Raw genomic sequence first — 20,545 nt, forward strand, 5'->3', positions numbered from 1 at the left:
TCCTCGATAAGGTTATTGATGGCGCCAGCGCTGGGTGCGATCCAGCAGGGCGCGGCTCAAAAAGAGCTGGAGCAGCTTGACGGTGGCGGCGGCCATCAGGATCAGGGTGGCCATGGCGGCGGCTGCGGCGGTATCGCCGGAATCCTCCATATTCAGCACGGCGATGGAGGCGAGCACGCTGTCGCTGGAATAGAGGAAGATCACCGCCGAGGTGGTGGTCATGGCGTTGACGAACAGATAGATGAAGATCTCCAGCAGCGCCGGAAGGGAGGCGGGCAGGGTCACCCGCCAGAACGCCTTCCAGAGGGGGATGCGCAGGGAAATAGCCACCAGCTCCAGCTCCCTGGGCAGTTGCTTGAGGCAGGTCACCGCCGTCATGTGCCCCACGGTGTAGTAGTGGATGACGCAGGAGAGCACCATCAGCGGCAGGGTGCCATGGAGGTTGCCGAGCAGGCTGTCCGGCCGGTTGAAGAAGAAGATGTAGCCCAGCCCCAGCACCATGCCGGGCACCGCCAGCGACAGCATGGCCAGCAGGTGCAGCAGCTGGCGAAGCCATGCGAAGTGGCGCCCCTTCTCCTGCGCCCAGGCCAGCACCATGACCAGCACTGTGCCCACAAGGGCGGTATAGAGGCCCAGCTGCAGGGTGTTGGTAAAGGGCTGCCAGCCATAGACGCTGTTGCTGTCAAAGGCGTAGTGATCCAGCGTCAGCTCAAGGTTGTAGGGCCAGAACTGCACCAGGGAGCCGTAGACCGCCATGCCGACCAGCGCCAGAAACAGCAGGGCCCAGAGGGCGCACCAGCCCAGCGCCAGCAGATCTCGCACTCTATGGGGCTTGGGCTGATAGTGCACCGCCTTGGTGCTGCTCTGCTCCTGCATCTTGCTGCGCACCCTGTGCTCCAGCGCAAAGCTCAGCAGCGCCGGCAGCAGCAGGGTGACGCTGGCGACCGCCCCGAGGGAGAAGTTCTGCATCCCGATCACCTGCCGGTAGATATCGGTGGCCAGCACGCTGTACTGGCCGCCAATCACCTTGGCCACCCCGAAGTCGCAGATGGTGAGGGTGAAGACGGCGATGGCGGCGCTGAGCAGACCATAGCGGGCGGTGGGCAGGGTGACGGTGACAAAGGTGCGCCAGCCGCTGCTGCCCAGCACCCGGGACGCCTCATAGAGACGGGCATCGCTGTGTCCCAGCGCCGTGATGAGGATCATCAGGGCGTGGGGGAAGCACCAGAAGCCCAGACCAATGACGATACCGATGGGGCCGTAGATGCTCTCGCCGCCGAGCAGCCCCTTGGCAACTCCCTGATTGCCAAACCAGTAGACCAGGCTGATGGCGGGCAGCAGGGAGGGCATCAAGAGCGGAATAAGGCCGATGAGGCGAAACAGGCTCTTGCCCGGCATGCAGGTACGGGTGAGGGCATAGGCGTAGCCAAAGGCGATGGTCACCACCAGGGCGGTGATCAGCACCCCGAGCCAGAGGGTGTTGCCTATGGTGCGGGTCAGGTTGGGGGAGAGGACGTAGTCCCGAAAGTTCGCGAGCCCCACCCAGTTGCCGTCCATGTCCTGCAGGCTCTTTTGCAGCATGGCGAGCAGGGGTAGCAGCAGGCCACCGACCAGCAGGGCTATGCCCAGCAACAGCAGCACGAGCTGGATCAGGCTGTCCCGGCTCCAGCCGCTGCAGAGCCGCTGCCACAGGGAGTAGCGAGGCAGACCTTCTTGGGTTGTCAGTGCCGGGGTGGAGAGATGAGGGCTCATGGACGCTCTCCTTCAAAGAGCTGCATGGCCCCGGCGGGCCAGTGCAGGGAGCAGCGCATGCCGCTGCGCCAGCCCCCCTGCTCGTGGTGGGGCTGCGCCTGGGTGGGGCGCTCCACCAGAATTTGCTGCGGGCCGAGATAGGTGTCGGCGGTGCAGATGAGGCGCTGGGCGGCGCCGAGAAACTCCACCTGATCTATCTGCGCTTCTACGCCATGTTGACCAGGATAATGCTCATGGGGGGCGCCCAGGGTGATCGCCTCGGGGCGGATCGCCACCTGCAATTTGCTGCCGGCAGCGGCCTGGTTGGCGAGCGTCAAGGGCTGTTCGTTGAGGCGCACCTGAGTGGGGCCGAGCACCAGGGTCTCGAGGAAGTTCATGGTGCCGACGAAGCTTGCCACGAAGCGGCTGGCAGGCCTGTGGTAGATCTCTTGCGGGGTGCCCACCTGTACGATGCGGCCGCCTTCCATCACTACTATGCGGTCCGCCATGGTCAGCGCCTCTTCCTGATCGTGGGTCACCATGATGGTGGTGATGCCAAGGCGCTGCTGCAGGGCGCGGATCTCGCTGCGAAGGTGGGTGCGCACCAGGGCATCCAGGGCGCTGAGTGGTTCGTCCAGCAGCAGCAGGCCGGGGGAGAGGGCCAAGGCCCGGGCCAACGCCACCCGCTGCTGCTGACCGCCGGAGATCTGGCTCGGGTATTTGTGGGACTGGGCATCGAGATCTACCAGCGCCAGCCAGTGATCGACCCGCTCCTTGATGGCATCGCGCGCCAATCCCTGATTCTCAAGGCCGAAGGCGATGTTCTGGGCCACCGTCAGGTTGGGGAAGAGGGCATAGGACTGAAACACGATGCCAAAGTCCCGCTCCTGGGGGGGCAGCAGGGAGATCTCCCGTCCCCCTTGCCAGATCCGGCCGCTGTCCGGCAAATCCAGGCCGGCGATGGCTCTGAGCAAGGTGGTCTTGCCGCAGCCGGAGGGGCCGAGAAAGCAGATAAACTCCCCCGGCTCAATGGTCAGAGAGATCCCCTTGAGGGCCTGGAAGGCACCGAACTGCTTGTTGAGATGTTGAATGTCCAGATAGGGCTGGGTCATGATTCGACTCGCTACTGATTTGGTATATACCAGTTTGCGGGTGAAGTGTGACGGTCAGGTGATCGGGGGATGACGGCTCGATGACAGTCAGATGACGGCGGGCATTCGGCAGGTGGCTTGGCCCTATGCAGATGGGCGAGGCGTCGCTAATTGGGGGTGAAACAAAAAAGCGAAGGCCAACAAGTGCTGGCCTTCGGCAAGGGGTTTATTGGCAGCGGTGTGTCTGGGGTGCACAAACCGCTCCTGTTCAGGATTACTGCTTGGCTTCCGACTTGCCGTCGAAGCTGGCGCTCCACTGGGTCAGGATGGCGTTGCGCTCGCGGGCTGCCCAGGCAAAGTCGTTGTCGATCATCTGGCCCTTGATATCTACCGGATAGCCCGCTCTCGGTTGGGCGACCCCCGGGATGGCAACCACAGCGAACGACTTGTTGTAGAGGGCGTTGGCCTGCTCGGTGGCGGCAAAGTCGAGCAGCTGTTTGGCGGCCTCAAGCTTGGGCGTGCCCTTGATGATGGCGGCGGCTTCCATGTCCCAGCCCGAGCCTTCGCTCGGGAACACCACCTCTATGGGGGCGCCCTTGGCCTTGAGGCTGGTGGCCGGGAAGTCAAAGGAGATGCCGATCACCGTCTCGCCGCTGGCGGCCAGCTTGCAGGGGGCCGAGCCCGAGTGGGTGTAGCGGTCGATGTTCTGGTGCAGACCGTTCATAAACTGCCAGCCCTGCTGCTCGCCCATGGTCTGCAGCCAGCCGGCAACGCTCAGGTAGCCTGTGCCGGAGGAGCTGGGGTTGGGCATGATCACCTTGCCCTTGTAGATGGGCTTGGTGAGATCGGCCCAGCTGGTCGGCGCCGGTATTCCTTGCTTCTCTGCCTCTACCTTGTTGAAGCAGATGGCGCTGAAGAAGGCGTCCAGACCAATCCAGTGGGGCTCGGCCTTGCCGTCACGAAAACGGCTGTCGAGCTTGTCCAGCCCCTTGGGGGCGTAACCGGTCAGCATCTGCTGCTGATCGAGCTGCATCAGGCTGGTGGCGGCCAGTCCCCACACCACATCGGCCTTGGGCTGGGCCTTCTCCGCCAGCAGCCTGGCGGTGACCACCCCGGTGGAGTCGCGCACCCACTTGATGTTGATATCCGGGTGCTGGCGCTCAAATGCCGTCTTCAGCTCGCCGAGCTGCTCCGGCTCGAAGGCTGTGTAGACGGTGAGATCGGTCGCGGCCAGTGCCGGGGCTGTCATGGCGGCCAGCACGGCGGCGGCCAGCAAATGGGTTCCCTGTTTCATCCTCTTCTCCATTTAAATTGGCTTGGTATAAACCAGATTGGTCGAAGCAGAGGCTAGGGGAACTTTATGACGGTACGGTGACGACTCAGTGACGTTTTGCCGTACTCGATTTGCCGCACTTAACTTGTCTGTTCCTAATCCTGGGTATCCACCTCTATCTCCAGGCTGTCGTGGCGCCAGTACTCCAGATCGAAGTCGAGCACCCGGCCGTGCTGATCGAAGTTGAGTCGCTCGAGGCGCAGGGCGGGTAGCCCGGCGGTGGCCCCCAGCGCCTTGGCCACCTCGTCCGGCAGGGCGGTGGGGAAGAAGCGCACCTGCATGCGGGCGTAGTGAAGATCGTAATGGGCCTGGTAGATCTCGGTCAGGCTGCCGGCAAGATCCAGCTCCAGCAGGCCGGGCACCCGCGCTGGCAGGCAGTGGTTCTCGCAATAGCAGATGGCGCGCCCGTTGGCATAGCGCAGCCGCTTGAGCAGAAACAGGCTGTCGAACGGCTTGAGCTGCAACTGCGCCATCAGTGCCGGGGGCACCGCCTGGCGACTTTTCTCCAGCAGCTCGGTGTGCGGCTCGCCCCCTTGCTCTCGCACTATCTGGTGAAAGTTGGAGGTGCGCCTGGGGTTGAGGCGAAAGCGCGGCGGGGTGACGAACCAGCCCCGGCGATCCTCCCGATAGATGAGGCCGTTGGCCTCCAGCTGCACCAGCGCCTCGCGGATGGTGACCCGGGTGGTGCCGTAGAGTTCCCCCAGCAGCCGCTCGGAGGGGAGCTTGTCGTTGGGGGGCAGGCCCCCCGCCAGGATCTGGTTGGCGAGGGCATCCTTGATCTGCAGGTATTGGGGTTTGCTCATGAAAATCCTTGGCTGGGCAATGGTTGAGGCACAGGGCTGGTCGTTGGTCCGGTCGCTAAATGGAGGCGATATAATGCGTTGGTAGATACCAGTGTTGCCCCTGTTGTTCAGGCTTCCTAGATTATCGCGATCCCGGCGCCGAAAATGAATTTTTTGTTGCACGTGGCCCCACCCCTTTGACCTCGGCGGGGCAGTTACCCACAATGCGTTCATTCTGGTATATACCAAAAGGAGCGAAATCATGACCCATATTCCTGCGGCCCCCGCCGCCGTCGATTACCTGCTGCTGACCCCGGGCCCCCTCTCGACCACCGCCACTGTGCGCGCCGCCATGCTGCAAGACAGTTGCACCTGGGATGCGGACTATAACCTCGGCGTGGTCGAGCCCATCCGCCGCGAGCTGGTGCGGCTGGCCACTGGCCCGGAATATGAAAGCGACTACAGCGCCGTGCTGCTGCAGGGGAGCGGCAGCTATGTGGTGGAGAGCGTGCTGGGCTCGACCATCGGCGCCGACGAGTGTCTGCTCATCATCAACAACGGCGCTTACGGCGCCCGCATGGGGGAGATGGCTCGCTGTCTTGGCCTGCGCCACCATGAGCTCGACTGCGGCGAGACGACCCGCCCCGAGCCCGCCGCCATCGACGCCATGCTGGCGCGCCACCCCGAGATCACCCACTTGGCCATGGTGCACTGCGAGACCACCACCGGCATGCTCAATCCGCTTGGAGAAGTCGCTGCACTCTGCCTGCGCCGCGGCATCCGCCTGATCGTCGATGCCATGAGCAGCTTTGGCGGCATCCCCATCGACATGGAGCGCCTTGGCATCGAGTTTCTCATCAGCTCCGCCAACAAGTGCATTCAGGGGGTGCCGGGCTTTGGCTTCGTCATCGCCCGTCGCGCCGCACTGACGGCCTGCGCCGGTCGCGCCCGCTCGGTCTCCCTCGACCTGCACGCCCAGTGGCAGACCATGGAGCAGCAGGGGGGCAAGTGGCGCTTTACCTCGCCCACCCATACCGTGCTTGCCTTTGCCCAGGCCCTGCGCGAGCTGGACGAAGAGGGGGGCATTGCCGCACGCCATCAGCGTTACAGCGAAAATCAGCGCACTTTGGTGGCGGGGATGGCCGCCCTCGGCTTTGTGCCGCTGCTGCCAGAGGAGTGGCAATCCCCCATCATCACCGCCTTCTATTCCCCGGCCCACCCGGACTACCGCTTCGCCGACTTCTATCAGCGACTCAAGGCGCAGGGCTTTGTCATCTACCCGGGCAAGGTCTCCCAGGCCGATTGCTTCCGCATAGGCAATATCGGCGATGTGACGCCAAAGCGGGTGCGCGATCTGCTCGCCGCCATGGCCAGCGCCTGCTACTGGCAGGAGAACGCGCGATGACCAGCATGCCGGTTCAGGGTTGCGATCTGCGTGACGAGAAGCTGCACGGCAGCGGCCGGGCCGACAGCGAAGGGGACATCAACCTGGGGGAAGGGCGCGTGCGCTGGTGGGCAGGCCAGGGCGAAGCGGTGCAGGCCGGGCTGGCAGAAGATAGCCGCTACTTTCTCCATCAGGCCCTCTCAACCCCCTGTCTGGATCTGTTGGAGGGGGCGCAGGGGAGCCGGTTGACCAGCGTCTCTGGCAAGCAGTACCTCGATTTTCACGGCAACAGCGTCCATCAGCTGGGCCACGGCCACCCCAGAGTGGTGGCCGCGGTGCAGCAGCAACTCGCCGATCTGCCCTTTGCACCCCGCCGTTACACCCATCGGGTCGCCATCGACTGCGCCCGCACTTTGGCCGAGCTGGCTCCCGGCGATCTCAACCGGGTGCTGTTCGCCCCCGGCGGCAGCGAGGTGGTGGGGATAGCCTTGAAACTCGCCCGCTTCATCACCGGCAACAGCAAGGTGGTGTCCCTCTGGGATGCCTTTCACGGTGCCTCCCTCGATGCCATCTCGGTCGGTGGCGAGGCCTGTTTTCGTGCCGGCATGGGCCCCTTGATGGCCGGGGTGGAGCGCGTCCCGCCGCCCACCCGCTATCGCGGCGTCTGGTATCGCGGTGAAGGGGACGACCTGCACTATGCCGATTATCTGGAGTACGTCATCGAGAAGGAGGGGGGCATTGGTGCCTTTATTGCCGAGCCCATCCGCAACACCGATGTGCAGGTGCCCTCAAAAGCCTACTGGCAGCGGGTGCGGGAGATCTGCGATCGCCACAAGGTGCTGCTGATCGTCGACGAGATCCCCAATGCCCTGGGTCGCACCGGCCACTGGTTCAGCTTCGAGGAGTTTGGCATAGAACCCGACATCATCTGCCTAGGCAAGGGGTTGGGGGGCGGGGTGGTGCCCTTTGCCGCGCTTATCACCCGGGATCGTTTCAATCAGGCGGCGGCTATTTCGCTCGGTCACTACACCCACGAGAAGAGCCCCATCGGCTGCGCGGCGGCCCTCGCCACCATAGCCACCATCCGTGAAGAGGGGTTGCTGGCCAAGGTGCAGGAGGATGGTCGCTTCATGGCCGCCGAGCTCGCGGCGCTTGCCGAACGCCACCCGCTGATCGGCCAGGTGCGCGGCATAGGTCTCTTGTGGGCGCTCGATCTGGTGGTCGATCACCAGAGTCGAACGCGCAATAGCCAGGCCGCCGAGCGGCTGCTCTACCGCTGTCTGGAACTCGGGCTCAGCTTCAAGGTCTCCCAGGGCAACGTTATCCAGCTCTCGCCACCGCTCAACATAGCCCGCGCCGATCTGGTGCGCGCGCTCAGTATTCTCGATCACGCCCTCGGCGAGATCGCCCTTTCACCGGAACAGGAACATCACCATGACTGACTTGCAGATTGCCGTAGCCCCGACCACAGACGTGGAGGCGCTGATCCTCGACTGGGCCGGCACAGTGGTCGATTTTGGCTCCTTCGCCCCCACCTCCATCTTCGTCGAGGCCTTCGTCCGCGGCTATGACTTCGCGGTGACGCTGGATGAGGCGCGCCAGCCCATGGGGTTGGGCAAGTGGGACCATATCGCCGTCCTGGGCCGCCTGCCCTCGGTGGATGCCCGCTGGCAGGCCCGTTTCGGCCACCCCATGAGCCACGCCGAGGTGGACCATCTCTATCACACCTTCATGCCGCTGCAGATTGCCGCCGTGACCCGCTTCGCCGCCCCCATCCCGGGCGTGCTGCCGGTGCTGGAGGCGCTGCGAGCGCAGGGGCTGCGTATCGGCTCCTGCTCGGGCTACCCCCGTCCCGTGATGGAGGCGCTGGTACCGGCGGCGGCCGATCACGGCTATAGCCCGGATCACTGGGTCGCCACCGACGATCTCAAGGCGGGCGGGCGCCCCGGTCCCTGGATGGCGCTGGCCAACGTGATTGAGCTCGGGTTAAGCGCCGTGCATCGCTGCATCAAGGTGGACGACGCCGTGCCCGGCATCAGCGAGGGTCTGAACGCCGGCATGTGGACAGTGGGGCTGTCGGTTTCCGGCAACGAGTTTGGCGCCACCTTGCAAGCGTTCGCCGCCATGAGCGAGGCGCAGATCACCGCCCGGCGCGCGCCGGCCGAGGCCAAGCTGCGCGCCGCGGGGGCCCACTACGTGATAGATACCCTGGCCGACATCGCCCCCGTCATCACGGATATCAACCGCCGTATGGCGGCTGGCGAACGGCCCTGAACAAGGTGGCGTGAGGGATGGGGGCTTGGGGTGTCTCCGCCTTGCAAGCCGATGGATCCTGAAGAGCAGACATAAAAAAACCGGCGCCTGGGCGCCGGTTTTTAGTCACTACGACTCGATTACAGAGAAGCGGTGAAGGTACGGGTGATGACGTCTTGCTGTTGCTCTTTGGTCAAAGAGTTGAAGCGAACGGCATAACCGGATACGCGGATGGTCAACTGCGGATATTTCTCCGGGTTTTCCATGGCTTCCAGCAGCATTTCACGGTTCATCACGTTGACGTTCAGGTGCTGACCACCTTCCAGGTTGGCTTCATGGTGGAAGTAACCATCCATCAGGCCTGCCAGGTTGGCTTTCTGGGATTCCATGTCTTTACCCAGCGCGTTCGGCACGATGGAGAAGGTATAGGAGATACCATCTTTGGCGTAGGCGAACGGCAGCTTGGCGACGGAAGTCAGTGAGGCAACGGCACCCTTCTGGTCACGACCGTGCATCGGGTTGGCACCCGGGCCAAACGGCGCACCGGAGCGACGGCCATCCGGGGTGTTACCGGTCTTCTTGCCGTACACCACGTTGGAGGTGATGGTCAGCACGGATTGGGTAGCCACGGCGCCACGGTAGGTGTTGAGCTTCTGAATCTTCTTCATGAAGCGCTCGACCAGGTCACAGGCGATGTCATCGACGCGAGCGTCGTTGTTACCGAACTGCGGGTACTCACCGTCGATCTCGAAGTCGATGGCAATGCCATCTTCGTCACGAACCGGCTTGACCTTGGCGTACTTGATGGCAGACAGGGAGTCAGCTGCCACGGACAGACCGGCGATGCCGCAAGCCATGGTGCGATAGACGTCACGGTCGTGCAGCGCCATCAGGGAGGCTTCGTAGCTGTACTTGTCGTGCATGTAGTGGATGATGTTCAGGGCGGCGACGTATTGCTTGGCCAGCCAGTCCATGAAGTGATCCAGCCTGTCCATCACGTCGTTGTACTCGAGGTACTCACCTTTGACCATTTCAGTCTTGGGACCGATCTGGATCTTGAGCTTCTCGTCCATGCCGCCGTTGATTGCATACAGCATGGTCTTGGCCAGGTTGGCACGGGCACCGAAGAACTGCATCTGTTTGCCGATGATCATCGGGGACACGCAGCAAGCGATGGCATAGTCATCGTTGTTGAAGTCCGGACGCATCAGGTCATCGTTCTCGTACTGAACGGAAGAGGTCTCGATAGATACCTTGGCACAGTACTTCTTGAAACCGACCGGCAGCTTCTCGGACCACAGGATGGTCAGGTTCGGCTCAGGGGACGGGCCCATGGTGTACAGGGTGTTCAGCATACGGAAGCTGTTCTTGGTGACCAGGGTACGGCCATCAACGCCCATACCGGCCAGGGTCTCGGTCGCCCACATCGGGTCGCCGGAGAACAGTGAATCGTATTCAGGGGTACGCAGGAAGCGAACCATGCGCAGCTTCATGACCATGTGGTCCATCAGCTCCTGGGCTTCTTGCTCGGTGATCAGGCCTTTCTTCAGGTCGCGTTCGATGTACACGTCCAGGAAGCTGGAGGTACGACCGAAGGACATGGCAGCACCGTTCTGGGACTTGACTGCCGCCAGGTAGGCGAAGTAGGTCCACTGCACGGCTTCTTTGGCGTTCTTGGCCGGTACTGAGATGTCGCAACCGTATTTGGCGGCCATGACCTTCATCTGTGCCAGGGCACGGTGCTGCTCGGAGATCTCTTCGCGCAGACGGATGGTGGCTTCCAGGTTGACGCCGTTTTCCAGGTCGGCTTGCAGGGACTTGAACTGGGCCAGTTTGTCGGCCATCAGGAAGTCGATGCCGTACAGGGCGACACGACGGTAGTCACCGATGATACGGCCACGGCCGTAGGCATCCGGCAGACCGGTGATGACGCCAGACTTGCGGCAGTTCAGGATGTCCTTGGTGTAGACATCGAACACGCCCTGGTTGTGGGTCTTGCGGTACTCGGTGAAGATCTTCTCGACCATGGGGTCAAGTTGACGGCCGTATACTTCGCAGGAAGTCTTGACCATCTTGATACCGCCGTTGGCGATGATGGCGCGCTTGAGCGGCTTGTCAGTCTGCAGACCGACGATTTGCTCCAGGCTCTGGTCGATATAGCCGGCATCGTGAGCGGTAATGGTGGAGGGCAGGTCAGTATCAAAATCGACCGGCGCGTGAGTGCGGTTCTCGATCTTGATGCCTTCCATGACCTTGTCCCACAGCTTGGTGGTAGCTTCGGTCGCGCCAACCAGGAAGGACTCGTCACCTTCATACGGGGTGTAGTTCTTCTGGATGAAGTCACGGGTGTTGACAGAGGTCTGCCATTCACCGGCCGCGAAGCCTTCCCATGCTTTTTGGAACTGTTCGTTAAGTTCTGCCATTTTCATTACCTCTCAAGGTATTTATGTGTCAGCCGCCATCCTTAATGATGGCGACGGAAGATAAACCAGTAAGTCAAGCCAACCATGACGCCACCACCAATGATATTACCAATGGTGACAGGAATAAGGTTGTGTAGAACGAAGTTGGATACGGTCAGATCGGCGAAGGTGGCCGGGTCCTGGCCGATGGCCTGCCAGAATTCCGGACTCGCGACGCTGTGGATAGCGATACCGACCGGGATCATAAACATGTTTGCGATGCTGTGCTCAAAACCGGAGGCCACGAACATGGCGACGGGGAGCAGCATGACCATCACCTTGTCGGTGGCACTGCGGGCGCCAAACGCCATCCACACGGCGAGACACACCATGAGGTTGCAGAGAATACCGAGGGCAAGGGCCTCGAAGAAGCTGTGGTGGATCTTGTGCTGGGCGACTTTCAGGGCGTTCAGACCCCACTGTCCATCCGCCGCCGTGTACTCGGCCGACATGATGATGAGCGCCACTACGATGAGGCCACCGATGAGGTTGCCGAAGTAGACCAGGCCCCAGTTCTTGAGCAACTGGGCCCAGCTGATGCGATTGGCCGCCTTGGCCACCAGGGTCAGGGTGGTGGAGGTGAACAGCTCGGCACCGAGCAGCACGCACAGGATGAGGCCCAAGGAGAAGCACAGCCCCCCCACCAGCTTGGCCATGCCCCAGGACATGCCGCTGCTGCCGGTGGTGACGGTAATGTAGAAAACAAACGCGATGGCGATGAAGGCGCCTGCGGTGATGGCCAGTGGGATGGTCTTGTATGCAGGCTTGGTGGCCTTGGCATAGGTGATATCTTCTGCCAGTGCAGCGATGGCTTCGGGCTTCAGACAATCAAAGGGAGATTCTGCTTTCAATTCTCATGTACCTGCATATTTTGCCTGTGGAAATCATAACAAAGGGCCAGATCGCCAAAATTGACATCGATCAAGAATTACAGATTGTGAATGTAATTTTACTACAGAAATTTGAGCCCTCTGGAAGCTTGACTTTACAGCCGATTTCAGGTGAAACAGAATTGGTGGTGTCGTTAAGCTGATGATTTTAAACTATTTAAAATTATTTTTTCTTAAAATATATCGGCAAGATAGCTTTGCGGCAACGCTGCACACAAGTGCCCTGGTTGACAATCCCCTAAGAGGTATTTTTTGTTTTTTATTTCATCCCTGAATAACAGCCAGCCAAAGCGTAGACCATAAAACAGAAGGGGCCATCGGGCCCCTTCGTTACATTACCACATCAGACCCAGGAATGGGCTCGTTTGGCCTTCTGTAATTTCTCATAGGCGGCCAGCAGTTTCTGGTGCAGCGGGAACTGGGAGAGCGACAGGTCGGCCGCCTCCAGCCCGTGGAAGCGTGCCTCACCGCTGGCGTGGGCCCAGGCCTCGGCCAGGGTCTCTTCCCCGAACATGCGGCTGAACACGGCGCGGTACTGCTCGGGATCGCGATCTTCATCCAGGAACAGCTCGACGCAGGCGCGCAGGGCGCGGTAGTAGTTGGCGCGATCGCTCGGGAACACCGACTGGTTGTATTCCATGGTCCAGTCGATGAGATCCAGCGCGCTTTCCAAGTCACCAGCGGCCAGCGCCAGCATGGCTTTAAGCTCGCCGACCCGGAGGGTGTGCAGGGCGGTGCCCTTGGCGGCGGCAATGCCGAGCAGCTCGCGCACCCGGGTACGTTCGTCGTGCCCCTCTTCATCCAGCTGATCGAACAGCGCCATGTATTGCTCCGCGTCCCACTCCAGCGCCGGCAGGGCCAGGAGGGTTTCGCGCAGGTGAGCGCCCATGGTGTTGTTGGCCAGCAGCAGATCCTCGACCGGATAGATGTCGGACATGCCGGGCACCAGGATGCGACAGGCGTAGACGCCGAGGTGCTCGTAGTCGGCGATGTAGACCGGCTGCTCCAGCTCGTGGAAGATGCCGATCAGGTGGTCGAACTCCTCCTGGGAGCTGCCACGGAAGTCCCAGTCGGCGAATTCGAAGTCGGCTTCCTGCTTGAACAGATCCCAGCTGATGAGGCCGGAGGAGTCGATGAAGTGGGTCTCCAGGTTGTGGTGATCCGCCACCTGCTCGTTGTCAAACGAGGGGGGGACGAACACGTCCAGATCCTTGAGACCACGGCCCTGCAGCAGCTCGGTGACGGTGCGCTCGAAGGCCACTTCGAAGCGCGGGTGGGCGCCGAAGGAGGCGAAGCAGGTGCCGTTGCTCGGGTTGAGCAGCACCACGCAGATGACCGGGTAACGGCCGCCGAGGGACGCATCGAAGCTGTAGATGGGGAAGCCTTCGGCCTCCAATGCGGCGATGGAGGCCGCGATGCCGGGGTAGCGGGCAATCACCTCGGCCGGGATCTCCGGCAGGCTGATGGCCTCGGCGATGATCTTGTTCTTCACGTGGCGCTCGAACACCTCGGACAGCCCCTGAGTGCGGGCCTCGGTCTTGGTGTTGCCGGCGCTCATGCCGTTGGAGACGTAGAGGTTGCCGATGATGTTCATCGGGATGTAGACGGTCTGGTGATCGGACTGGCGCTCGAACGGCAGCGCGACTATGCCGCGCTCCTCGTTGCCCGATTGCAGATCCACCAGCATGTCGGCGGTGACTTCACCGTCCGGGTTGTAGAACTTGCGGGTGAAGCCGTCGAGCAGACCGGTGGGCAGCTGATCCCCCTCGATGGGGAACCACTTCTCGTTCGGGTAGTGGACGAAGTCGCCATTGGCAACCTGCTCCCCCAGATAGAAGTCGGCGAAGAAGTAGTTGGTGGAGAGACGCTCGAAATACTCGCCGAGGGCCGACGCCAAGGCGGCCTTCTTGCTGGCACCCTTGCCGTTGGTGAAGCAGAGGGCGCACTCCTTGTCGCGGATGTGCACGGACCAGACATTGGGCACAGGGTTGAGCCAGGAAGCCTCTTCGATATCAAACCCCAGGGCTTGCAGCTTGGTCTGGAAGCGTTCGATGGAGTCTTCCAGTGCCGCGTCCTTGCCGGGAATAAAAGTGTGGTCGGTCATCACAATATCCTGATTTTTATTGACTCATGTTTGGCCGCAGATAATAGCATGAGTCGGCGGGGAAGCGGCGAGGACAATCCCATTCCAGGGGCGCTGCGCGCTGCAATCCGGGGCCGTTATGCCCCTCCTTTATAAGTTTCTCTAAACAACATTAAGAAAAAGTAGTTTTTTTTATGGTCCGTCTATCTCCATCATGGGCCCCTCTTGCTCGGGGAGGGTATACGCGCCGCATTCCGGTACGGGTCGCCCTTCATTATTGCCTTCCCCAGAGCCTATCCATTGGGAGTTGCTATGCCATTGATGACACCACAGATTACACCCGGCGTGACCACCCTGGCTCCGGGATTTCGGGCCCTGAGCATTCTGGTCGACGGGGCCCCCATCGTCGATGCCGAGGTCGGCAGTCGGGCCCTGGCGCAGGCCTGCCAGTCGGTCGCGGCGGGAGGCGCCCCCTGGGCACAGGATCACCTGAGCGCCTGGGACGAAGTATTCAAGCGCTTCGGCGCCAAGCCCCAACGCACCCCCTGTTCGGCCCAGGCCCTGCTCAAGCGGGTGCAGCGTGAGGGCAGCCTGCCCTGCATCGATCCCGTGGTGGATCTCTACAACGCCATCAGCATCGAATACGCCATCCCGGTCGGCGGCGAGGATTTGACCGCCTATGAGGGGGTGCCACGCCTCATCGTGGCCGACGGCAGCGAGCTGTTCGACACCATGAAAGAAGGGGAGCCCGCCCATGAAAGCCCGGAGCTCGGTGAGGTGGTGTGGCGCGATGACAGGGGCGTGACCTGCCGGCGCTGGAACTGGCGCCAGGGAGTCAAAACCCGGCTCAGCGTCGAGTCAGGTCAGATGTGGTTTATCCTGGAGAGCCTACCGCCAATGCCGCTCTCGGCGCTGCAGGAGGCTGGCGATCGGCTGATCGAAGGATTGAAGCAGATGATGCCGGGCGCCAAAATAGAGCAAGAGCTGATCGGCTGCCTGACTGAGGGATAACGCTGGCCTGGGCATAAAAAGGTGAGAAGAGGATGGCCACCCTGAGTGGCCATTTTTATGCGCACTGATCGGGGCTTGTCGAGAGCCGACCCGTTGATAAACATCTGACCATGGCAGCTAGATATGCTGCTTTATATGTACCCTACAGATAAAGAAGGATAAAAAATCGCTCAAAGTAGTGATATATCGGTATGAGTGCGTGTCGCTTGGCACTGGTCACGCCGATGGAGCAGGGGATCGGTTAGCCCGCTCCCCTGTGTCTTCCCTAGCCGATAAATTTCAGCCCCAGGATGCCGCCCACGATCAGCGTCAGGCAGAGTACCCGCGCCAGGGTGGCCGGTTCGTTGAACAGCCAGATCCCCATCAGCACGGTGCCGACGGCGCCGATGCCGGTCCAGACCGCGTAGGCGGTGCCGAGTGGCAGCTGTTTGACCGCCATGGCGAGCAGCACCACGCTCACCCCCATGGCAGATAGGGTCAGCAGGGTGGGGAGGGGACGGCTGAAGCCGTCTGTGTATTTGAGGCCTATGGCCCAGGCGACCTCGAACAGGCCGGCCAGTAGCAGGAGTAACCAGGGCATGGTGAATTCCAGCGGGGCAGGGTCGTCCCTGCGGGGAGAGGAGCCTCGGGGTCGTCCCCAAGGGGCAGTGCGACTGCCAACCAGCGCCAATCATGCCCCAAAGCGCGTCTTGTTGCCAAGTGCCGCTGCCAAGGGGGCGACGGCGGTGGATATTGCGGCAATCGACACAGAATATTGCGCAATTCGACTTGCGCCCGCCGCGACAATCCGTAATGTGGACAGACGCATATTTTTGCAAATCAATCTTGTGACGAACTTGTGAACGGACCCGCGTCCGGCAAGGGGTCACGGCGTATGACGCTTCGTTTTTAATAGCAGCTATCCAGGGTAGGACATTATGAAAAAAGTAGGTTTGGTCGGTTGGCGTGGCATGGTGGGTTCGGTGCTGATGAGCCGGATGCAGGAAGAGAAAGACTTTGCCCGCATTCAGCCCACCTTCTTTACCACCTCCCAGGCCGGTGAGGCCGCCCCCAACTTCGGCGTCGATGCCGGCACCTTGCAAGATGCCTTCGACATCGAGGCGCTGGCCGCGCAGGAGATCATCATCACCGCCCAGGGCGGCGACTACACCAAGGATGTCTACCCGCGCTTGCTGGCTGCCGGCTGGCAGGGCTACTGGATCGATGCCGCCTCCTCCCTGCGCATGGATAAGGACGCCGTCATCATCCTGGATCCGGTCAACGGCGACGTCATCGAGCAGGCCCTGAACAACGGCATCAAGACCTTCGTCGGTGGCAACTGTACCGTCAGCCTGATGCTGCTGGCCTTGGGCGGCCTGTTCAAGGCCGATCTGGTGGAGTGGGTGAGCGTGGCAACTTATCAGGCCGCTTCCGGTGGCGGTGCCCGCCACATGCGCGAGCTGGTTACCCAGATGGGCCTGCTGCGCGACGAAGTAGCGGTGGAGCTGGCGGATCCCGCCTCCGCCATCCTCGACATCGAGCGCAAGATCACCGAGAAGACCCGCTCTGGTACCCTGCCGGTGGACAACTTCGGCGTGCCGCTGGCCGGTGGTCTCATCCCCTGGATCGACACCAAGCTCGACAACGGCCAGAGCCGTGAAGAGTGGAAGGGCCAGGCGGAGACCAACAAGATCCTCGGCATCGAAGACGTCGCCATCCCGGTGGATGGCCTCTGCGTGCGGATCGGCGCCCTGCGCTGCCATAGCCAGGCCTTCACCATCAAGCTGAAGAAGGACCTGCCGCTGGCCGAGATAGAGGCGCTGATCGCGGCTCATAACGACTGGGTCAAGGTGATCCCGAACGATCGCGACATCACCGCCCGCGAGCTGACCCCGGCCGCCGTTACCGGCACCCTCAGCATCCCGGTGGGCCGTCTGCGCAAGCTCAACATGGGGCCGGAATACCTAGCGGCCTTCACCGTGGGTGATCAGCTGTTGTGGGGCGCCGCCGAACCGCTGCGCCGCATGCTCAACATCTTGCTGGATCGCTGATAGGCGACGCGCTGCGCTGCACAGCAAAAAAGGAAGGCCTGGCCTTCCTTTTTTACGATTGATGCCCAATAAAAAACGGCAACCTAGCGGTATGCCGTTTTTCAATTTATCCAGTTTGACTCTTACATGTTCTGTGCTTCGTTTGGCACGATGACAGAGGCGTGATTTCCTTTCGGCCCCTGCTGCAGTTCAAAGTTGACTGCCTGACCTGCTTTCAAGGTCTTGTAACCTTCCATTTGTATCGTGGAGTAGTGAGCGAAGATATCTTCACCACCGCCTTCCGGACAGATAAACCCAAATCCTTTTGCGTTGTTGAACCACTTGACTGTTCCGGTTGCCATACATCTACATCCTTTTATTGATTACCCTGAAGTCGTTGAGTAACCTGCGCCAGCCTTATATAACTAGAACATCAGCCCATAGCAGACGGGCGCCGATTAGCAAGTAACCAATCTAGTCCAACTTTTGAGCGAGTCAAGAAGTTGTTAACAACCGATGTGATCTGGTTAACAAGTCTATTGACAATCTTCGACGAGACGGTAGTAATCTAGAGGTACCAAAGCGCAATTATGAGCAAGCAGAAAGAACTCTTTGCTAATGAAGAGATTGCACAAGCAGAGAAAACGAAGCTGCAACCGCCACCCATGTACAAGGTCGTGTTGAACAACGATGACTACACACCGATGGAGTTCGTGGTGGAGGTGCTGCAAAGGTTCTTTGGTATGGATCTGGACAAGGCCACTCAGGTGATGCTGAGTGTGCATTATAGTGGTAAGGGAGTCTGCGGCACATTTACCGCCGAGATTGCCGAGACCAAGATGGTCCAGGTTAACACCTACGCACGTAACAACGAACATCCACTGCTATGTACCATGGAAAAGGCTTGAATCTGATGACTTGATAGCGAGAACGACACCGCATTGTTGTTGTACTGAGGGGAGGTGCCTATGTTGAACAAAGATCTAGAAAAGACGCTGAACGAGGCTTTCAAACTGGCCCGTGACGAGCGCCACGAATTCATGACCGTCGAGCACCTGTTGTTAGCCCTGTTGGATAACAGCTCAGCCCATGAGGCGCTGAGTTCATGTGGTGCTGATGTGGAGCTGATGCGCAAGGAGATCCGCGCATTCATCAATCAAACGACTCCGCTCATCCCCCGCGATGATGAAGACCGTGAGACCCAACCCACCCTGGGCTTCCAGCGCGTGCTGCAACGGGCCGTGTTCCATGTCCAGTCGTCCGGCAATACCGAGGTGAGCGGCGCCAATGTGCTGGTCGCCATCTTCAGTGAGCAGGAGTCCCAGGCCGCCTATTTCCTGAAAAAAGCCGAAGTAAGCCGGCTGGACGTGGTGAATTTCCTCTCCCACGGGGTGCGCAAAGACAGCAAACCCGAGAACGGCGGTAGCGGCAATAATGCCGAGTCTGATGACGAGGTCTCTTCTGCCCAGATAGAGAGCTTTGCCACCAACCTCAACCAGCTGGTGCTGGAGGGACGCATCGATCCGCTCATCGGACGGGATCAGGAGCTGAGCCGTACCATTCAAGTCCTGTGTCGTCGCCGCAAGAACAACCCGCTGTTGGTGGGGGAGGCCGGTGTCGGCAAAACCGCCATCGCCGAGGGACTGGCTTATCGCATCGTCAAGGGCGATGTGCCCGAGGTTATCGCAAACAGCACCATCTATTCGCTGGACATGGGCTCCCTGCTGGCGGGGACCAAGTATCGCGGCGACTTCGAGAAACGCCTCAAGGTGCTGCTCAAGCAGATCGAGCGCCAGGAAGGGGCCATCCTGTTTATCGACGAGATCCACACCATCATAGGGGCGGGGGCGGCATCCGGTGGTCAGCTGGATGCGGCCAACCTCATCAAGCCGTTGCTCTCCAACGGTCTGCTGCGCTGTGTCGGTTCGACCACCTATCAGGAATATTCCCAGATCTTCGAAAAAGACCGGGCCCTGGCGCGTCGCTTCCAGAAGATCGATATCGTCGAGCCAAGTGTGGACGACACCACCCGTATCCTGATGGGGCTCAAGAGCCGTTATGAGTCACACCACGGCGTGCGTTACACCGTCAAGGCGATCCGGGCCGCGGTCGAGCTCTCGGCCAAGTACATCAACGATCGCCACCTGCCGGACAAGGCGATCGACGTGATCGACGAGGCGGGAGCGGGTCAGCGTCTGCTGCCCGTCAGCAAGCGCAAGAAAGTGATCAATGTGCCGGAAATCGAGGCCATCGTCGCCAAGATTGCCCGCATTCCGGAAAAATCTGTCTCTTCCTCCGACAAGGAGGTGCTGAAGAACCTGGAGCGCAATCTCAAGATGGTGGTGTTCGGTCAGGACAAGGCCATAGCGGTGTTGACCGATGCGATCCGCCTGTCACGCTCCGGCCTGGGTAATGAGCGCCGACCCGTGGGCTGCTTCCTGTTTGCCGGCCCGACCGGGGTGGGCAAGACCGAAGTCACCCAGCAGCTCGGCAAGGCGCTTGGGGTCGAGGTACTGCGTTTTGACATGTCCGAATACATGGAGCGCCACACCGTCTCCCGCCTGATCGGGGCGCCTCCCGGCTATGTCGGCTTCGAGCAGGGGGGCTTGCTGACCGATTCGGTGCTCAAGCATCCGCACTCTGTGGTGCTGCTCGATGAAATCGAGAAGGCGCACCCGGATGTCTTCAACCTGCTGCTGCAGGTGATGGATAACGGGACCCTGACGGACAACAACGGCCGCAAGGCAGATTTTCGCAACGTGATCCTGGTGATGACTACCAACGCGGGGGTGCAGGAGACCCAGCGCAAGTCCATCGGCTTCCAGCAACAGGACATGAGCCACGACGCCATGGCGGTGATCAACAAGACGTTCAGCCCGGAGTTCCGTAACCGGCTCGATCACACCATCTGGTTCAACCATCTGGACATGACGGTGATCCATCAGGTGGTCGACAAGTTCATCGTCGAACTGCAGGTACAGCTGGACGCCAAAGGGGTGTCACTCGAGGTATCCGAAGAGGCGCGTCACTGGTTGGCCGAGAAGGGTTACGATCGGGCGATGGGTGCCAGACCCATGGGACGGGTCATTCAGGAGCACCTCAAGAAGCCCTTGGCCAATGAGATCCTGTTTGGTTCACTGGTCGATGGTGGGGTGGTGAAGGTGGAGTTGGTGGATAACAGCCTCAGCTTTGACTTTCAGGTCAATGTTGAAGCTGTCTCCCACTAAGTGTGTTGAATACCAGAAATGACAAAAAACCCCAGCCGAGAGGCTGGGGTTTTTTGCTGAATTCCTGGCTTAGCGAGAGCGGAAAACAATACGTCCCTTGGAGAGATCGTACGGAGTCAGAGCCACCGTTACTTTGTCCCCAGTCAGGATACGGATGTAGTTTTTGCGCATCTTGCCGGAAATATGAGCGATAACCACGTGACCATTTTCCAGTTCCACACGGAACATGGTATTGGGCAAGGTTTCGAGAATGGTACCCTGCATCTCAATACTGTCTTCTTTAGCCATT

Annotated in this window: 17 protein-coding genes; 7 read left to right on the forward strand and 10 right to left on the reverse strand. The window is 60.7% G+C overall.

Translation table 11 applies throughout. From position 1 onward, the window contains the following. Nucleotides 1–12: 12 nt before the first annotated feature. The 4 genes from MM194_RS00825 to phnR all read right to left on the reverse strand — a co-directional run bounded on the left by MM194_RS00825 (nt 13) and on the right by phnR (nt 4,958). Entirely contained in the window at nt 13–1,752 is a 1,740-nt protein-coding gene (locus MM194_RS00825) for a putative 2-aminoethylphosphonate ABC transporter permease subunit (RefSeq protein WP_241342332.1), read from the reverse strand. Next, entirely contained in the window at nt 1,749–2,843 is a 1,095-nt protein-coding gene (locus MM194_RS00830; RefSeq protein ID WP_241342333.1) for a putative 2-aminoethylphosphonate ABC transporter ATP-binding protein, read from the reverse strand. Before MM194_RS00830 ends, MM194_RS00825 begins: the two co-directional genes overlap by 4 nt. A gap of 253 nt (nt 2,844–3,096) precedes the next feature. Next, nucleotides 3,097–4,116, reverse strand: coding sequence for a putative 2-aminoethylphosphonate ABC transporter substrate-binding protein (locus tag MM194_RS00835; RefSeq protein ID WP_241342334.1), 1,020 nt, complete (start codon nt 4,114–4,116; stop codon nt 3,097–3,099). A gap of 134 nt (nt 4,117–4,250) precedes the next feature. Next, nucleotides 4,251–4,958, reverse strand: coding sequence for a phosphonate utilization transcriptional regulator PhnR (phnR, locus tag MM194_RS00840; protein WP_241342335.1), 708 nt, complete (start codon nt 4,956–4,958; stop codon nt 4,251–4,253). 241 nt (nt 4,959–5,199) lie between these two features. Here phnR and phnW point away from each other — a divergent pair, with 241 nt between their 5' ends. Genes phnW through phnX form a run of 3 tightly spaced genes read left to right on the forward strand, consistent with a single transcriptional unit; the run spans nt 5,200 to nt 8,595 of the window. Beyond that, nucleotides 5,200–6,342: a 2-aminoethylphosphonate--pyruvate transaminase gene (gene phnW, locus MM194_RS00845; protein WP_241342336.1), complete on the forward strand. Its 1,143-nt coding sequence runs from the start codon at nt 5,200–5,202 to the stop codon at nt 6,340–6,342. Beyond that, on the forward strand, nt 6,339–7,763 hold the full coding sequence (locus MM194_RS00850; protein ID WP_241342337.1) for an aspartate aminotransferase family protein: 1,425 nt from the start codon (nt 6,339–6,341) through the stop codon (nt 7,761–7,763). The genes phnW and MM194_RS00850 overlap by 4 nt, the downstream gene beginning before the upstream one ends. Further along, nucleotides 7,756–8,595, forward strand: coding sequence for a phosphonoacetaldehyde hydrolase (phnX, locus tag MM194_RS00855; RefSeq protein ID WP_241342338.1), 840 nt, complete (start codon nt 7,756–7,758; stop codon nt 8,593–8,595). Before MM194_RS00850 ends, phnX begins: the two co-directional genes overlap by 8 nt. Nucleotides 8,596–8,714: 119 nt before the next feature. Here phnX and pflB read toward each other — a convergent pair whose 3' ends face one another. The 3 genes from pflB to ycaO form a co-directional block, all read right to left on the reverse strand. After that, nucleotides 8,715–10,997, reverse strand: a complete 2,283-nt coding sequence (pflB, locus tag MM194_RS00860) for a formate C-acetyltransferase (RefSeq protein WP_033129640.1) — start codon at nt 10,995–10,997, stop codon at nt 8,715–8,717. A gap of 41 nt (nt 10,998–11,038) precedes the next feature. Beyond that, the gene (gene focA / locus MM194_RS00865) at nt 11,039–11,887 is read right to left on the reverse strand and encodes a formate transporter FocA (RefSeq protein ID WP_033129631.1); all 849 of its coding nucleotides are present in this window, start codon (nt 11,885–11,887) and stop codon (nt 11,039–11,041) included. Nucleotides 11,888–12,269: 382 nt separating this feature from the next. Then, nucleotides 12,270–14,030, reverse strand: coding sequence for a 30S ribosomal protein S12 methylthiotransferase accessory factor YcaO (gene ycaO / locus MM194_RS00870; protein ID WP_241342339.1), 1,761 nt, complete (start codon nt 14,028–14,030; stop codon nt 12,270–12,272). A gap of 291 nt (nt 14,031–14,321) precedes the next feature. On the opposite strand from ycaO, the gene MM194_RS00875 reads away from it, so the two are divergent. Beyond that, nucleotides 14,322–15,020: a B3/4 domain-containing protein gene (locus tag MM194_RS00875; protein ID WP_241342340.1), complete on the forward strand. Its 699-nt coding sequence runs from the start codon at nt 14,322–14,324 to the stop codon at nt 15,018–15,020. A 265-nt stretch (nt 15,021–15,285) separates the two neighbouring features. Here MM194_RS00875 and sugE read toward each other — a convergent pair whose 3' ends face one another. Then, nucleotides 15,286–15,600, reverse strand: coding sequence for a quaternary ammonium compound efflux SMR transporter SugE (sugE, locus tag MM194_RS00880; RefSeq protein WP_033129628.1), 315 nt, complete (start codon nt 15,598–15,600; stop codon nt 15,286–15,288). 337 nt (nt 15,601–15,937) lie between these two features. On the opposite strand from sugE, the gene asd reads away from it, so the two are divergent. Further along, complete coding sequence (gene asd / locus MM194_RS00885) at nt 15,938–17,050, forward strand: aspartate-semialdehyde dehydrogenase (RefSeq protein WP_241342341.1); 1,113 nt, start codon at nt 15,938–15,940, stop codon at nt 17,048–17,050. Nucleotides 17,051–17,172: 122 nt separating this feature from the next. Here asd and cspD read toward each other — a convergent pair whose 3' ends face one another. Then, entirely contained in the window at nt 17,173–17,391 is a 219-nt protein-coding gene (cspD, locus tag MM194_RS00890) for a cold shock-like protein CspD (protein ID WP_005300025.1), read from the reverse strand. A gap of 228 nt (nt 17,392–17,619) precedes the next feature. Between cspD and clpS the strand changes: the two genes are divergently transcribed. Both clpS and clpA read left to right on the forward strand, forming a co-directional pair. Next, nucleotides 17,620–17,937 carry an ATP-dependent Clp protease adapter ClpS gene (gene clpS / locus MM194_RS00895; RefSeq protein WP_033129626.1) on the forward strand — a complete coding sequence of 106 codons (318 nt, stop codon included), beginning with the start codon at nt 17,620–17,622 and terminating at the stop codon, nt 17,935–17,937. A 60-nt stretch (nt 17,938–17,997) separates the two neighbouring features. Continuing rightward, nucleotides 17,998–20,256: an ATP-dependent Clp protease ATP-binding subunit ClpA gene (clpA, locus tag MM194_RS00900; protein ID WP_033129625.1), complete on the forward strand. Its 2,259-nt coding sequence runs from the start codon at nt 17,998–18,000 to the stop codon at nt 20,254–20,256. 69 nt (nt 20,257–20,325) lie between these two features. Here clpA and infA read toward each other — a convergent pair whose 3' ends face one another. Further along, nucleotides 20,326–20,544 (reverse strand): translation initiation factor IF-1, encoded by a 219-nt coding sequence (gene infA, locus MM194_RS00905; protein WP_005300033.1) that lies wholly within the window; start codon nt 20,542–20,544, stop codon nt 20,326–20,328. Nucleotide 20,545 lies beyond the last annotated feature (1 nt).

It is taken from the genome of Aeromonas sp. MR16, from assembly GCF_022549315.1.
GTDB lineage: Bacteria > Pseudomonadota > Gammaproteobacteria > Enterobacterales > Aeromonadaceae > Aeromonas > Aeromonas aquatica.

Bases quoted from the DNA above. Each gene is read 5' to 3' on its own strand.
- infA (WP_005300033.1), bottom strand. From the start codon at position 20,544: ATGGCTAAAGAAGACAGTATTGAGATGCAGGGTACCATTCTCGAAACC.
- phnR (WP_241342335.1), bottom strand. From the start codon at position 4,958: ATGAGCAAACCCCAATACCTGCAGATCAAGGATGCCCTCGCCAACCAG.
- phnW (WP_241342336.1), top strand. From the start codon at position 5,200: ATGACCCATATTCCTGCGGCCCCCGCCGCCGTCGATTACCTGCTGCTG.
- cspD (WP_005300025.1), bottom strand. From the start codon at position 17,391: ATGGCAACCGGAACAGTCAAGTGGTTCAACAACGCAAAAGGATTTGGG.
- MM194_RS00825 (WP_241342332.1), bottom strand. From the start codon at position 1,752: ATGAGCCCTCATCTCTCCACCCCGGCACTGACAACCCAAGAAGGTCTG.
- MM194_RS00850 (WP_241342337.1), top strand. From the start codon at position 6,339: ATGACCAGCATGCCGGTTCAGGGTTGCGATCTGCGTGACGAGAAGCTG.
- sugE (WP_033129628.1), bottom strand. From the start codon at position 15,600: ATGCCCTGGTTACTCCTGCTACTGGCCGGCCTGTTCGAGGTCGCCTGG.
- MM194_RS00835 (WP_241342334.1), bottom strand. From the start codon at position 4,116: ATGAAACAGGGAACCCATTTGCTGGCCGCCGCCGTGCTGGCCGCCATG.
- phnX (WP_241342338.1), top strand. From the start codon at position 7,756: ATGACTGACTTGCAGATTGCCGTAGCCCCGACCACAGACGTGGAGGCG.
- clpA (WP_033129625.1), top strand. From the start codon at position 17,998: ATGTTGAACAAAGATCTAGAAAAGACGCTGAACGAGGCTTTCAAACTG.
- MM194_RS00875 (WP_241342340.1), top strand. From the start codon at position 14,322: ATGCCATTGATGACACCACAGATTACACCCGGCGTGACCACCCTGGCT.
- asd (WP_241342341.1), top strand. From the start codon at position 15,938: ATGAAAAAAGTAGGTTTGGTCGGTTGGCGTGGCATGGTGGGTTCGGTG.
- MM194_RS00830 (WP_241342333.1), bottom strand. From the start codon at position 2,843: ATGACCCAGCCCTATCTGGACATTCAACATCTCAACAAGCAGTTCGGT.
- ycaO (WP_241342339.1), bottom strand. From the start codon at position 14,030: ATGACCGACCACACTTTTATTCCCGGCAAGGACGCGGCACTGGAAGAC.
- clpS (WP_033129626.1), top strand. From the start codon at position 17,620: ATGAGCAAGCAGAAAGAACTCTTTGCTAATGAAGAGATTGCACAAGCA.
- pflB (WP_033129640.1), bottom strand. From the start codon at position 10,997: ATGGCAGAACTTAACGAACAGTTCCAAAAAGCATGGGAAGGCTTCGCG.